General features: G+C 38.6%; 14 protein-coding genes. 9 read left to right on the top strand and 5 right to left on the bottom strand.

Annotated features, from left to right (window positions below; genetic code table 11):
• Positions 1-46: 46 nt before the first annotated feature.
• Positions 47-778 (top strand): hypothetical protein, encoded by a 732-nt coding sequence (locus HXT60_RS05830; protein WP_101887743.1) that lies wholly within the window; start codon positions 47-49, stop codon positions 776-778.
• Positions 779-1,032: 254 nt separating this feature from the next.
• Here the strand turns inward: HXT60_RS05830 and HXT60_RS05825 are convergent, their stop codons facing one another.
• Entirely contained in the window at positions 1,033-2,316 is a 1,284-nt protein-coding gene (locus HXT60_RS05825) for an ATP-binding protein (protein WP_020760658.1), read from the bottom strand.
• Positions 2,317-2,583: 267 nt separating this feature from the next.
• Between HXT60_RS05825 and HXT60_RS05820 the strand changes: the two genes are divergently transcribed.
• On the top strand, positions 2,584-2,793 hold the full coding sequence (locus HXT60_RS05820; RefSeq protein ID WP_004116236.1) for an ATP-binding protein: 210 nt from the start codon (positions 2,584-2,586) through the stop codon (positions 2,791-2,793).
• A 236-nt stretch (positions 2,794-3,029) separates the two neighbouring features.
• Here HXT60_RS05820 and HXT60_RS05815 read toward each other — a convergent pair whose 3' ends face one another.
• Both HXT60_RS05815 and HXT60_RS05810 read right to left on the bottom strand, forming a co-directional pair.
• Positions 3,030-3,332: a HigA family addiction module antitoxin gene (locus HXT60_RS05815; RefSeq protein WP_004116234.1), complete on the bottom strand. Its 303-nt coding sequence runs from the start codon at positions 3,330-3,332 to the stop codon at positions 3,030-3,032.
• The gene (locus tag HXT60_RS05810; protein WP_004116232.1) at positions 3,304-3,591 is read right to left on the bottom strand and encodes a type II toxin-antitoxin system RelE/ParE family toxin; all 288 of its coding nucleotides are present in this window, start codon (positions 3,589-3,591) and stop codon (positions 3,304-3,306) included. The genes HXT60_RS05815 and HXT60_RS05810 overlap by 29 nt, the downstream gene beginning before the upstream one ends.
• Positions 3,592-3,974: 383 nt before the next feature.
• On the opposite strand from HXT60_RS05810, the gene HXT60_RS05805 reads away from it, so the two are divergent.
• Both HXT60_RS05805 and HXT60_RS05800 read left to right on the top strand, forming a co-directional pair.
• Complete coding sequence (locus HXT60_RS05805; protein WP_421791014.1) at positions 3,975-5,225, top strand: Fic family protein; 1,251 nt, start codon at positions 3,975-3,977, stop codon at positions 5,223-5,225.
• A 23-nt stretch (positions 5,226-5,248) separates the two neighbouring features.
• On the top strand, positions 5,249-6,298 hold the full coding sequence (locus HXT60_RS05800) for an FAD:protein FMN transferase (protein ID WP_421791425.1): 1,050 nt from the start codon (positions 5,249-5,251) through the stop codon (positions 6,296-6,298).
• A 307-nt stretch (positions 6,299-6,605) separates the two neighbouring features.
• Here the strand turns inward: HXT60_RS05800 and HXT60_RS05795 are convergent, their stop codons facing one another.
• On the bottom strand, positions 6,606-8,015 hold the full coding sequence (locus HXT60_RS05795; protein WP_020760678.1) for a sensor histidine kinase: 1,410 nt from the start codon (positions 8,013-8,015) through the stop codon (positions 6,606-6,608).
• Positions 8,016-8,021: 6 nt separating this feature from the next.
• Complete coding sequence (locus HXT60_RS05790) at positions 8,022-8,723, bottom strand: response regulator transcription factor (RefSeq protein ID WP_004114219.1); 702 nt, start codon at positions 8,721-8,723, stop codon at positions 8,022-8,024.
• 139 nt (positions 8,724-8,862) lie between these two features.
• On the opposite strand from HXT60_RS05790, the gene HXT60_RS05785 reads away from it, so the two are divergent.
• From HXT60_RS05785 to HXT60_RS05765, 5 genes are all read left to right on the top strand, one after another.
• Positions 8,863-9,627 (top strand): ABC transporter ATP-binding protein, encoded by a 765-nt coding sequence (locus HXT60_RS05785; protein ID WP_004138603.1) that lies wholly within the window; start codon positions 8,863-8,865, stop codon positions 9,625-9,627.
• Positions 9,624-10,349, top strand: coding sequence for an ABC transporter permease (locus HXT60_RS05780; RefSeq protein ID WP_004138748.1), 726 nt, complete (start codon positions 9,624-9,626; stop codon positions 10,347-10,349). The genes HXT60_RS05785 and HXT60_RS05780 overlap by 4 nt, the downstream gene beginning before the upstream one ends.
• A 13-nt stretch (positions 10,350-10,362) precedes the next feature.
• Positions 10,363-11,127 (top strand): ABC transporter permease, encoded by a 765-nt coding sequence (locus HXT60_RS05775; RefSeq protein ID WP_004114222.1) that lies wholly within the window; start codon positions 10,363-10,365, stop codon positions 11,125-11,127.
• Positions 11,128-11,621: 494 nt separating this feature from the next.
• The gene (locus HXT60_RS05770; RefSeq protein ID WP_421791011.1) at positions 11,622-13,226 is read left to right on the top strand and encodes a type I restriction-modification system subunit M; all 1,605 of its coding nucleotides are present in this window, start codon (positions 11,622-11,624) and stop codon (positions 13,224-13,226) included.
• A complete protein-coding gene (locus HXT60_RS05765; RefSeq protein WP_421791009.1) occupies positions 13,223-14,350 on the top strand; it encodes a restriction endonuclease subunit S in 1,128 nt (375 codons plus the stop codon). Before HXT60_RS05770 ends, HXT60_RS05765 begins: the two co-directional genes overlap by 4 nt.
• The last annotated feature ends 226 nt before the right edge of the window (positions 14,351-14,576 follow it).

Here is a 14,576-nt window from a genome sequence, read left to right as displayed (position 1 = left end):
TTTCTCTGCGCCCCTAACGCAGAGGAGAAGAAGAAAGGAAATTAAAATGATGAATAAGAAGGCTATCGCCGCTTTCGCTGCTGGCGCTACTTTGCTTGCTGGCTTCGCAATGGCAACCCCAGCAATGGCTGAGTCTCTAATACCAATGTATAACCAGAATAATGGTTTTGCTGAGGTTTCTGATGGTACTGATGCTTCTGTTCTTAAGGCTACTATCGAGCAGGATAAGCAGGAAATCAAAGCTGCTGAGGACTGGAATGATAAGGTAAGCTCTGCTTACGCTAATGCTAACACTAATACAGCAACAGTTACTGTTGATGGTGTTGTTCCTGCAGATTCAAGCCAAGCAACTCATGTTCTTGTTCTTGGCAAAGATGGTAAGTTGAACCAATTAGTTAAGGCAGACGCAGTTACCCAGGCTCAAGTTGATGCTCTTGTGGCTGCTGCTAATAAGGCTGAGGCTGCTGTTGATGCTGCTAAGAAGAAGCTTGCTGATGATGAAGCTGCTTTAGCTAAGCTTGAGAGCAAGAAAGTAACTCCTAAGAAGGATGATAAGAATACTCCATCCAAGCCTGAAACAAAGCCTGTTGTTCCTGGTGTTCATGTGAAGACTGCTGATAAGGCTGCTGCTAAGGGTGAGCTTGCTGCTAAGGGTGCTAAGGGTCATGGTAAGTCTGGCGAGAAGCTTGGTAATGCTGGTGTTGGTGTTGCTTTGACTGCTTTGGCTGCTTCTATGCTTGCTGGTATGGGTGCTGCTGTTCGCAAGATGCGTCACTAAGTTAAAAAGGCTTGCGTTGAGCGTGTGATACGCGTGTTGTTTTGCTTCGCGCGTATCACGAGCTTTCAAATAGTGGCTTGGGTTTCGTGTGGTTTGCCGAAAATTTCCTTTTCTTACCATGTGGAGTTTGGGTTGCTGTTTGATTGTGCTTGATGCTTGTTACTGGTTGGTTGTTTCCCGCTAGGGACGGGATTCTTCCTTCTGGTTTTAAGGGTTTGTTAGATTACTTCTAACAAACCCTTTTTATGTTTTTCTCAGTTTGCGCTAAGTAGCCATCGTGCTATGTCTATTACGCGGATTCCTTCAATGTCGTAAGAATCGTGGCGAGTGTTTGCAAGCAGAATTTTAGGATAAGCGTCTTTTATTGCTTTTAGTGGCGAAAGTTCGCGCTCCAACGTTGCGTCGTCACTAATATTGTCTGAAACCTGAATATAAAGCTTTTTGCTCGCATTTACTGCCACAAAATCTACTTCTTTTTGGTAAAGTTTGCCAACATAGATTGTGTATCCTCTTCGCATAAGCTCAAGTGCTACAATATTTTCGTAAGCTCTTCCGTAATCCATGTTGCGAGTTCCCAAAATTGCGTATCGAAGTGCAGTATCTGCTAAATAGTATTTTTCGTTTGTTTCTAAGTATTTTTTACCGCGAATATCGTAGCGTTTTACTTTATAAAACATGAATGCATTGCATAAATATTTTAGATAATTGCCAACAGTTATGTGAGTTGTTTCAATCTGATTCTGCTTAAGTATTGAGCTTACATTGTTTGCGGTTGTGAGATTTGCAATATTATCCATTAAAAATTCGCATATTGAGTCAAGAAGTGACACTTCTGATATTGCGTATTTGTCTACTAAATCGCGTTTAACAAGAGTTGTATACACGTTTTTTATGTACGCTTTTGCATCGTCTTGGTTGGCGTAAACATATGAGCCTGCGAGTCCGCCCTGTTGTAAATACTTTTGCAGAGCATCGTTAAAGTTGCTTGTTATTTCAAAGTATTCGCAATATTCTGCAAAACTAAACGGAAATACTGGTATTTCAACAAATCTCCCACTAAACAGTGTTGCAAGATCCGAGCTAAGTAAGAATGCGTTGGATCCCGTTAAGTAAATATCGTATTTATTGCTATTGTGAAGGCTATTAATTGCAAGCTCAAATTTTGGGCACAATTGCACTTCGTCAATCATAAGAACGTTGTAAGCGCCTGGTATATAACGGCTTTCAACGTATTCAAAAAGGCTTTTGTAATTTTTCAGATTTTCATAATTTAGGTTATTAAAGTCAATGTTGATTATGTTAAGTTCGTGGTTGTTTGAGTTATCTTGTTGCTGTAGTGCGTTTGGGAGTTGCGCATGCTTTGCTGACGCATAAAGTTTGCTACTTTGATTGCTGTAGGTGTTTTCTAAATATGTGCGGTAAGCACGCAGCAACTCAGATTTTCCGCTGCGTCGAATGCCAGTGATGATTTTTATATCTGGTGTGCCTTTAAGTCGCTTTAGGCGATTTAGATAATCTGTTCTCTCGATTAGTTTCATTTCAATCGCCTTTCGCCTTCAGAATCGTAGTATTTTTCACTTTTGAAAGTAGATTCGTGTTTTTACTTTCAAAACTTTAATTTTATTTCACTTTTGAAAGTATTATATCATTTTCACTTTCAAAACTGTAATATTTTTTCACTTTTGAAAGTGGTATTTGGTATAGCGCACAACTTGAACTTCTAAAAATACAAAGTTTGAGTTATCAATAACCTAAACTTACGAAAAATAAAAGTTTAGGTTATGAATAACTTAAACTTGTAAAAGGTGGATTTTGTTGCGACTTCTGCTTCCGAAAAGCTTTATATTCAAGTAACTGAAAGCATGATGGATGAGTCTGTGCGCGAGCGAGAGTTAAAGCCGCTTCGTAAGATTCAGAATAATTACGAGAAACTGGTTATTACTTTTAGTAAGGCTTTAGATGATGACTACGATGGCATTCGCGTTGAAAACATTGTTGATTGGTTGCTTAAGTAGGAGATAGTGCTTAAGGTTTCGTAGTTTTAAGGGCTTTCGCTCGCATTCGCTTGTTTGCGTTCGCGCGCGAAGGCCCTTCTCTTTTGCACTTTTCGATTGCGTTCTGTTTATTGGGTTCTTAAGCTTTTATGAATATAATCTCACTTCGCAAAATTAAAAAATTTTCAAATTTGCGAAATGATATTTGCTCTGTTTTGCGAAATTGATTTTGCTTGGTTTAAAGCGTGTAAATCATTCTACGCCGAAACAAGTGGTGTGATGTTGCCTATGCTGGATTCGTCAAATCGCAAAATGTCGTAGTCTCGTTGAAGGTTGAGCCAAAAGTCTGGGGTTGTTCTAAAAGCTTTAGATAGCTTGTATGCCATTGTTACACTGATTGAGCGTTTGCCGTTTAAAATTTCTCCAATAGCTGTTTGCGATGTGCCGATAGTGTGAGCAAGCTTGTATGAGCTTATTTTAAGAGGTTCCATAAATTCTTCGCGCAAGATTTCGCCTGGAGTGCTCAAATAGTTATCTGTGGTAGTCGTCGAAGTAGACATCGTAAGCTTCTTTCGTATTATCGTTCCATTTGAAAATTAGTCTGTATTGTTTATTTACTCTGATGCTCCAGTATCCAAGTAGATTGCCTTTGAGTGGTTCAAGCTGATTTCCTGGCGGTGCTTTAAGATCTTGCAAATCGTATGCAGCTTTTAGTATTTGCAACTTTCTTTTTAGGATTTTTTCTAATCCAGTGGGATAACCTTTTGGGTACGAGCCGCCGTATAGGTAATCATTAAGTTCCTTTTCTCTGGTTTCCATAAAACTATGGTAATGTATTGCGTTACTAACGTCAAGCGTTACTGTTGCTTGACTAGTGGACGGTGATGTTGCTGATGCTATCAATATTTCTATAGTGCGTTTTTGCAAAAATGTTGTTATAGGCTAATATATTCTGCGTACTATAGCGCTTTTTTGCGAAAATGTAGGTATAGATGAGTATTTTTTGCGTGCTATGCCTTCATTTTGCCAAAATGTATGTATAGAATATATTTTTACATTAGCTATGCAATCATTTTGTGATAAATGCGTTATTTGCGTATAGGTAAAGATATCGCAAGCAAGATATCGCAAGCAAAATATTGCAAGACATTACTGCAAAATCCTCAATAATGTAAACGCAATAACGTAAATGGAGTCGCATTATGGATTACAAAACAATACGCACAATAGTTGCAATGTCTAAAAGTAATGCAAAACCTTGTGATATTGCGGAAGAAGAATATCGATTGCGCATTGATAATCCTGCAACCTATCGTTCTGGAATCATATTTGATGCGCATGAGATTTTTGCAATGTGTGTAACGGATCTTGTAACGTGCATGAATTATATTGCGAATACTGAAAAAGCGGTTGAAAAAGCGTGGAACGAGTTGTCGCGGTTTGCTCAGCGCGAGTATTTAATGCAACTTATTGCAAAAGAAGTGCAAAATACCAACATTATTGAAGGTGTTCACAGCACTAGAAAAGAGCTTTCCAAAGCACTTGATGCTGCAAACGAGCAGAATAAGCATACTCGTTTTAGTGAATTTACTAAGCTTTTTCTCGAGCTTGCGGATTCAAGTGAATGTGACACTTCGATTCCACAAACCTTGCAAGATATACGAAAAATCTACGACAGTATTATGCAGGGCGAATTAGAAGCAAATAATATTCCAGATGGTGAGATTTTTAGGAGTGGAAAAGTAAGTATTCGTGATGGTGCAAATAATGTAGTGCACGATGGCGATGCAACGGAAGCGGAAATTCAAAAGCATATAACTGAGTTATTGCATTTGATGAATAGTGCCGAAGTTCCAACGCTTATCAAGGCGTGCATGTGCCACTATGCTTTTGAGAGCGTGCATCCATTTTATGATGGAAACGGCAGAACTGGGCGGTTTTTGCTTGCTTTGCAATTGCATGAGCAGCTTTCAATGCCAACAATTTTGAGCTTAAGTTCTATAATTTATGCAGAAAAGTCTGGATACTATGCTGCTTTTTCTAAATCACAAGAACTGTTTAATTGCAATGATTTAACTATGTTTTGTTGCACAATGTTGGAATATATTGTAAAAGCACAGGGCGAAGTGTTTGAGAATATTAGTGTGCAATTAAAGCACATTATTTACTGTATGGGTAAGCTGCGTGAGCTTTTCCCAGAGGAAGAAATTTCTAAAGTGCAGCGTGAGGCTCTGTCTATTTTGTTGCAAAATAAGCTTTTTTCGTATAATCCAACTCCGATGACTCGCAAGCAACTAAGCGAATACGTTGGCAATGCAATTGATGAGAAGATTGGTGAGAGAAAGATTGTGAGCGCGCTTAACGGTTTGATTGAGCTTGAAATGGTTGATTCTATTGGCGAACGCCCTCTTCGGTATGAGCTTTCTAAAAAAGCGAATGAAATGTTTGCGTGAGGCAAGCGATGTTTAGGAATGTAATGGCGATTGAGCGTGCTCTTGGAACGGGGATTATTATCTCTAGCAGCAAGCCGATTTCGCAGCGCGTGCAGAAGCGGATTCGCGCTTTTGTTGAAGAGTATGAGCACACTCTTTCGCGCTTTCGTGCAGATTCGCTTGTTTCGCGCATGGCTTGTGCGGATGATGGCGGCGATTTTGAGTTTCCAACGTGGGCGCAGCCGCTTTTTACGCTTTATAGTGAGTTTTACGCTGCTACGCACGGTGCTTTCGACGCGTGTATTGGTGCAGATTTGCTTGCGCTTGGCTACGATAATTCCGTGCAATTCGTTCCGCAATCGGCAGTTAGTGCAGGTAAGAATGAGAATAGTAGCAGTGACAGTTGGGCTAATTATCGCCGCGCTTTGCCAGTTACGTGGGCAGATATTTCGCGAGATGACGGCGGCACAACGCTTCACACGAATCAGCCAGTGCAGCTTGATTTTGGTGCAGCGGGTAAAGGTTATTTTGTAGATCTTGTAACACAGATTATCAAAGAGGAGCTTAGTGGAGATTCGCCTTCGAATAGCGATTCTCGTGCCGATTTTGATTTTTTGGTTAACGCTGGCGGAGATATGCGCGCTTGTTTTAGCGAAGAGAATAATCAAATAAAAGTTGCTCTGGAAAATCCTTTTGACACAACTCAAGCAGTTGCAGTGGCATCAATTGCAAGCGGAGCGTTGTGTGCGTCGTCTAGCGCAAGAAGGCGTTGGAAAGTAAAAGAAGCAAGTTACTTAGGCAAAGATGCAAGTGGCTTTGAGTCTAATTTAATTGCGACTCACTTGATTAATGCGCTTGATGGCATTCCTGCTTGCGATTTATGCGCAAGCTGGGTTTATATTCCTGCTAAAACTTGCGATTTCCCAACTGCTTACGCTGATGCGCTCGCAACTGCGTTGTTTGTATCGCAAGAAAACGATTTGCAAAAAATCGTGCAAACCACCAGTGCTGAGTTTGCTGTAATGCTGCCTAATAAAACGCTTCGCAAAACGCGTGCATTCCCAGCGCGCTTTTTTCGGAGTGATGCTGAGTAATGCTGAATAATTCCAACTAATGCCCAATAATGACTATGCGAGCTAGCTTGCTTGCAAGAATCGAAGCTAGACGCAAACAATACGGTAGCGTTGCAATCAGCTTCCACTTTCAAATGTGCATAGTAAAATTGTAAAATAAATTTTACTGTAAAGTAAAAAATTGCAGAGAAGGAGATTGTGTGTAATGTCTTATAAAACAGTTGATTCTTTAATGCGACATCTTAGAGATAGCGGCTTAATTATTTCTGGTAGTGTACAAAAAAGACAACTAATAAGTACTGGATATTTGGGTTATAGGCCAAAAGACCTATAACCCAAATTTTTTACTTGGCACTGTTAACTCAACCTTAAGCCCACCATGTTTGCTTCTGCTTATATCAACCGTTCCGTTATGAGAGCTAATAATCTGTTGAACAATTAGCAGACCCAAACCATGCCGTTGCTCTACAGTACTTGTATCGCAAATCATATAGTGCGGTGCATGATTAAGCTTTTCGATTTTTTCATCTGAAGCACCTATACCATTATCCTCAACGCAAATAATACAATTGTTATTATTTGCAGCAACGGATACATAAATCGTACACCCATTTTCATTATGAGATATGCTGTTCTGAATAAGATTAGATATTGCTCGTTTTAATAAATCTTTGTCTACATTAATATTGCAAACAGTCAATTTAGCATCTGTTTCCCACTTAATCGAAAACTCATCTTGCATACCCATATTCATAAAATCCACAACAACTTGCCTAACAACAGCAACAATATTTTCTTCTTTTTTCATAATGGGTTGCATATTATATTCAAGTTTTGAAGCCAAATTAAGGTCATTAATCAAATTCTTCATTCTTGCACTTTGCTTAATAATCATCGTCGCTTTTTTACGATCTTCTTGCGAAATATGGAGAGAATTTTCTAACTGTCCCGCATATCCCATAACCATAGATAACGGAGTACGAATATCATGCGAAACTCCAGCTATCCAATTCGCTCTTGCAGTCTCCTTTTTTCTCAATTGTTCTTTTTGTATTTGCAAAATATCGGAAGCAGAATTTATGTTAGATGAAATTTCTGAAAGTGCTCCTGTTTCTGGAATATGCACGCTTTCTCCACTAGATAAACGTTGTATCCCTTTTGTAATTGGATTAATTGATTTTAGTAGTTTTATATTAGCTATTAAATAAATTCCAAGAATAAGCAAAATGTTGATGAAGAATACGCTTAAAACAATCTGTGGAAAATTTGAGATTAAACTGTAGTTCCAACTTGGTTGCGTATGTTTCCAAAAGCTTTTGTGCGGAAATCCGACTACGACAACTCCATTCTTATTATCACCAGTGTAAGTTGGATAACCATCAATGTAGCCAATGCTCAAATTAGCTACATCAGACAAAGTATAATCGTTTGGAATAGTTGCAGGAACGTCTTTTGTTTTCCATACGACTCTTAACGTATTATTATCAATCAAAATTGCCCATGCGCCAGAATTTGTCAATTTGGAAGACATATTTTTTGATAATACATAATCCCCACTTGCGGATAATTGTAATGCTTCTCCCGTCTCTTTTGCTATGTTATAGGGAGACATCTCTTTATCGGGTGCGTAACTCCCTATAAGTACAACAAACGCAATAATATTCATTAATACTATGAGCACAGTGCTTAGTAGAAAAATACTTATGAAGCGTTGTATTAGTTTTGGTATGCTTTTCATTCTGCTTTACTCCACAATCAGCTTGTATCCTAAACCTTTTACTGTTACCAATGAAACAGGCTGCGATGGATTGAGTTCTATTTTTTCTCTTATACGACGTATATGTGCCATTAAAGAATTTTCATATCCAAAAGGATTATCACCCCATGCAGCTTCACATAACGCGTCAATTGTTACGATACGTCCCGCATTTCTATATAAAGCAGAAAGCAAATCGTGTTCTTTGGCTGTAAGTGGAATATGTTCGTTATTTTTTATTACTTCTGCAGAAGAAAAATCAATCTGACTATTTTTCAGTTTAACAATGGGATTTTCGCTCTTGTAGCTTCGTCTTAAAATTGCCATAATGCGAAACGTTAGCTCTTTTGGAAGAAACGGCTTTACAATATAATCGTCTGCTCCTAAGTCAAATCCCTTAAACTTATCTTCATCTTCACCGCAAGCAGTAAGGAATAAAATAGGACAATCACTATATTGTTTTATCTGCTTCATTAGTTCAAACCCATTACCGTCGGGGAGCATAACATCAAGGATTGCTAATTCTGGACGTAATTTTTGTGTTGCTTCTACGGCATCTTTTATACTTTTTGCAGTCGTTATATTATAAAAACCGTATTCGTTTAATATGGACACAACCATATCTAGAAGTTCCTGCTCATCGTCAACAAGCAGCAGATGCTTGTTCAATAAATAATCATTCAGATTCATGGAGAACCCCCTAACATATATTATGCCATGTGAATATTCATTTTTTGACCTCGCATAAAAATGTAAGGTAGATGTAAGGTGAAGAGAATGTTGTAGAAAGGTTGACGCAATATCATAAATCCTGAAAGGAGATATTGCCATGAACAATATTGTTACAACAGAACATTTAACAAAAAAATATAAGTCATTTATTGCTGTTAATGATGTTTCACTTCATATTCGCAAAGGTAGCATTTACGGCTTTCTTGGGCCAAATGGAGCTGGAAAATCTACAACAATGAAAATGCTCTTAGGGCTTACGGCTCCAACAAAAGGTGTGTTTACAATCGACGGAAAGCAGTTTCCTGCCGACCGCATACCTATTTTGAAAGAAATAGGCTCGTTTATTGAATCGCCATCTTTCTATGCAAATCTGACAGGTAGAGAAAATCTTGACATTATACGTCGCATTTTAGCATTGCCTAAGAGTGCAGTTGATGACGCATTAGAATTAGTGGGTCTTTCTGAGTTTGGAGACCGTCTTGCAAAAAAATATTCGCTTGGCATGAAGCAAAGGCTTGGTCTTGCTGGAGCATTGCTTGGTAGACCACCTATTTTGATTTTAGATGAGCCAACAAATGGACTAGATCCATCTGGCATACATGAAATCCGAAATCTGATTAAGTCGTTGCCAGATCTTTACGATTGCACGATTCTTATTTCTTCTCATATGCTATCCGAAATTGAGCTTATTGCAGATGATATTGGAATACTTAATCACGGACACTTGTTATTTGAAGGTAGTTTAGATGAACTACGACAGCATGCTTTACAATCTGGTTTTGCTTCCGACAATTTGGAAGATATGTTCCTATCCATGATTGATGAAGACAATAAGATCAGGAAGCAGAGTGCAAGACTATGAAAACGCTTGTAATCGAACTAAAAAAATGCAAGAGAACTGGTTTTATAGCTCTTATGATTGCTATTGGCATTATGGGAGCAGCGTACGCTTTTGTGAATTTCATTGTACGAAAAAGTACATTATTAAACCTGCCTTTAGCTCCTATGGATATTCTTCTTACACAGCTTTACGGCATGATTATGGTGTTAAACATGTTCGGCATAATAGTCGCCGCATGCATTATCTACAACATGGAATTTAAGGGAAATGCAGTAAAAAAGATGCATATGCTTCCTATGAGTGTTCCTGCTATGTACCTATGCAAATTTATTCTGCTGACTGTTCTATTACTAATCGCTATTTGCATACAAAATTTAGCACTTGCAAAAATCGGTGTAACAGATTTGCCACAAGGCACGTTTAATGTAAGTACTCTTATATCTTTTGCTGCATATTCATTTATTACATCAATGCCTGTATTGTCCTTTATGATTTTTGTATCATCACTATTTGAAAACATGTGGGTGACGCTTGGAATTGGTGTAGCAGGATTTTTAAGCGGCATGGCATTGGCTTCGTCAGACATCGTGCTTTTTATGGCATCGCCTTTTATCGTTATGCTAAAACCAGCAGTTGCCATGAGCGCGCAACCTAATACTACGGTCGTAATCGTATCAATAGTTGAAACACTTCTGTTTTTATGTTCTGGATTGTGGACAGCTAAGAACCTGCACTACGAATAAGGAGATTATGAAAATGAGATTTTTTGAACTTCTTAGAATCGAATTTAAGAAAGTAAAGCGTAGTAAAATTATTCCTTTGATTTTTATTGCGCCACTAATTGTGGTTGGATCTGGTGTAGCAAGCCTTCATAGATACTTCACTCCAGAATATACACACGCATGGGCTGCTATGTTTATTCAAAGCGCATTAGTCTATTCATACTATTTGCTTCCTCTTAGTATGATTGTTATTTGTGTGATGATTGCCGGACGAGAAACAAGCAATAACGGAATACTAAAAATGCTGGCACTGCCTGTTAGTCGATACGCGATTTCTGCTGCAAAATTTTGCGTACTGTTATTTTATTTGCTTATGGAAATGGTCGTATTTTTTGCTGTATTCGTTATAGCAGGATTGTTTGCAACCAGTAGCACAGGAGTTACAGAAACGCTCCCAATTATGTATCTACTAAAATGGTGTTTAGATCTGTTTTTGACTATGATTCCAAGCGTAATAGTCATGTGGGCGATTACTGTTCTTTTTGAAAAGTCAATGTTATCCGTTGGATTAAATATACTTCTTGTGATTCCTGGCGTATTAATAGCAAATACTCCACTTTGGGTAGTTTATCCTTATTGTTACAGCGGATATATGGTTTCCCGCTCTCTACATGCAGTTACATCAACAGGATTAGGAAACGGATTTAATCTTATACCATTTTTGCCATGTGCAATTGCAATATCTGTGTTTGTATTTTTGATTGCAATAACACAATTTGGCAAAAAAGAGATGAGATAACAAGGGGTACTAAATAACAATGCAGTGAAATAACAAATGTAGATGTGACTTGCAAAATCGCGTATAAGTTTTTAGCTATACACAAAATGCGTAAAACGTTCAAAACGCAGTATGGAAACAAATAGAACAAAAACAAAAAGCTTTCGGTTTTGAATGCCCCTAGTAGCAAACAAAACCGAAAGTTATATTGCGTAAACTATTAAATTCTCATTTGAGAATCAAACTGCGCTAGCAGAGTGTAGGAGTTTGCGAAAAATGATTTCAATTATGCCGACGATTCCGGGGTTATAGTCCAAAGGGGGTTATTTCCCGAGATAAAATCTCGTTGCAAGCAATACGAATACTATCGCTGCTGATTGTGCGCGTTTACAGTAGAATATTAAAGAACGCTTATTTAATTATTGCGTAATATTGCGTAATATTGCGCTTGTTTAATTAGCTTATTTAATATTGCGCATACGCTTGCACGAATTGCACGAATAGGGAGCAGCAGAATGGACACTCGCAAAGAAGAAGAACGCGCGGAATTGCATCGCACGATTTGGAAGATTGCAGATGATTTGCGAGGTTCTGTTGATGGCTGGGACTTCAAAGCATACGTGTTGTGCACAATGTTTTATCGCTATATTTCCGAGAATTTATGCGATTATATCAATAAAAACGAGCATGAATCTGAAGGCGGCGATCCAGATTTTGATTATGCAAAAATAAGCGATGAAGATGCCGAGCCTATTCGCAGCGAAATGATCTCGGCTAAAGGTTTCTTTATACTTCCTAGCGAACTGTTTTGCAATGTGTTGAAGCGTGCTCCTCAAGATAGTGATTTAAACGAAACGTTGAGCCGCGTGTTCCGCAATATTGAAGCGTCGTCTCAAGGAACTGATTCGTCTGGTGATTTTAAGGGATTATTCTCCGATTACGATGTGAATAACATTAAGCTTGCAGATACTGTTGAAGGCAGAAATAAGCGTTTTGTTAAGTTATTACAAGTGATTAGTGAGATGAAGCTTGGTAGCGTAAACAACAACGTGATTGAGGCTTTTGGTGATGCTTACGAGTATTTAATGGGCTTGTATGCGTCTAACGCTGGCAAGTCTGGCGGCGAATACTTTACGCCTGCAGAAGTCTCAATGCTGCTCACACGTCTTGGAACAGTTGGAAAATCAAGCATTTCCAGCGTGTACGATCCCGCGTGCGGTTCTGGCTCGCTTCTTTTAAAGGCCAAAAAAGTGCTAGGCATTGAAAATATTAATGGCGGTTTTTACGGTCAAGAAAAGAATGTTACTAGCTACAACTTGTGCCGCATGAACATGTTTTTGCATGATGTGAATTTTAACAAGTTTGAGATTACTTGCGGCGATACTCTTATAAATCCGCAAATTGATGCTAATAAAAAGTTTGAGCTGGTTGTTTCTAATCCTCCTTATTCCACGAGTTGGGAGGGGAATTCTAATCCGTTGATGATTAACGATCCTCGTTTTGCTCCAGCTGGAGTTCTTGCTCCAAAAAGTAAGGCGGATATGGCGTTTGTGTTGCACTGTTTGGCACATCTGGCAGAAGATGGTGCTGCTGCTATTGTTTGCTTCCCTGGAATCATGTACCGCGGCGGAGCCGAGCAAAAGATTCGCCAATATTTAGTTGAGCATAATGCTGTTGATTGTGTGATTCAACTTCCAAGCAACTTATTCTTTGGCACTTCGATTGCTACGTGCATTATGGTTTTGCGCAAAAACAAGCGGAATGATACTTCTGTACTGTTCGTTGATGCTAGCCGAGAGTTTGTAAAGTCAACTAATAGCAACAAGCTTTCGGATGAGAATATTGAGCAAATTGTTAAGTGGTACACTTCTAGGCAAGATGTGGAGCATATTGCGCACGTAGCGTCTTTGGAAGAAGTGGAATCCAATAAATACAATCTTTCGGTTTCTACATACGTTGAAGCAGAAGATACTCGCGAGAAGATTGATATTACGGAGCTTAACGCGCAATTGAAAACGATTTGCGCTCACGAGCAAGAGTTGCGCGAACAGATTGAGAAGATTGTAAGCGAGATTGAAGCTGGCAGCGTTAACTTTGATAATAGCGAGGTGGCTCAATGACTAGCAGGCTTGAGGATTTAATCGCTGAACTTTGCCCGAATGGTGTGGAGTATAAGAAAATTGGCGATATTGCGGATTATGAGCAGCCAACGAAATATATAGTAAAAAGTACAAAATATGATGATTCTTTCGCTACTCCAGTATTGACTGCTGGACAGAGCTTCATACTTGGATATACAGATGAATTAGATAATATTTATTTAGCATCAAAAGATAATCCTGTAATTATTTTTGATGATTTTACTGGCGCAATTCAATGGGTTGATTTTCCATTTAAAGTTAAATCATCTGCTATGAAAATGATTACAGCGAAGCCTAATGTGTTAATACGATATTTATACCATTGGATGGCACTTCTTGGATTTTCTTCTTCGGAACACAAACGTCTTTGGATTAGCACATATTCTAATTTTGAAATCCCAGTGCCGCCGCTTGAGGTTCAAGCGGAGATTGTGCGGATTTTAGACACATTCACAGAGCTTACAGCAGAGCTTACAGCAGAGCTTACAGCTCGTAAAAAGCAATACGAATACTATCGAGATACATTGCTTACATTTGACGACAATAATCCTCTTCACTCGCTTATCTCACGCTACTGCCCAAACGGCGTGGAGTATAAGACTCTTAAAGAAATTCTTACGATAAAAAATGGCAGAGATTATAAGCATCTTCAAGAAGGAAAATATCCAGTATATGGTTCTGGCGGAATTATGACGTATGTTTCTGAATACACATATGCTGAGCAGTCTGTGCTTATACCTCGTAAAGGTTCTATAAATAAGATTTATTATGTTGATGAACCTTTCTGGAATGTTGATACTATTTTTTACACGATAATTAGGAAAAATATTGCTATACCTAAATATGTTTATTTTTGCTTGTTGAAAGAACATTTAGAACGATATAACACTGCTGGTGGTGTGCCAAGTTTAACGCAGAGCGTTTTGAATTATGTCACAATCCCCGTGCCGCCTCTAGAAGTGCAGCGTCAAATTGTACAAATTCTGGATCGCTTTGACGCACTTTGCAATGATTTAACTCAAGGTTTGCCTGCAGAAATCGAAGCTAGGCGCAAGCAATACGAGTACTATCGAGATCAACTCCTAACCTTCAAGCGTGCGTAATTTAGTTATGCACAATTTATGTAAAACAAACTATAAACGCGTATTTAGTATTACAATTTACATAAATTACATTTCTAGTGAGACTCGCCGAAGAGATTGAGGAGGTAAAAAATGTCTGATAGACTTGCTGATAACAGCAGCCCCCTAAGCCTACTAACAGTGCTCAAACCTGGGGGTTCTTCTTTGCCTCTTACCCAAATTGTGAAAAAGATGTGATGTGAGTAAG

Origin of the sequence: Gardnerella sp. KA01002 (assembly GCF_049244015.1) — a bacterium.
In the GTDB taxonomy this organism is placed as follows: Bacteria; Actinomycetota; Actinomycetes; order Actinomycetales; family Bifidobacteriaceae; genus Bifidobacterium; species Bifidobacterium vaginale.
Note: the sequence above shows the minus strand (reverse complement) of the source record. Positions and strands in the feature narration are given on the sequence as shown.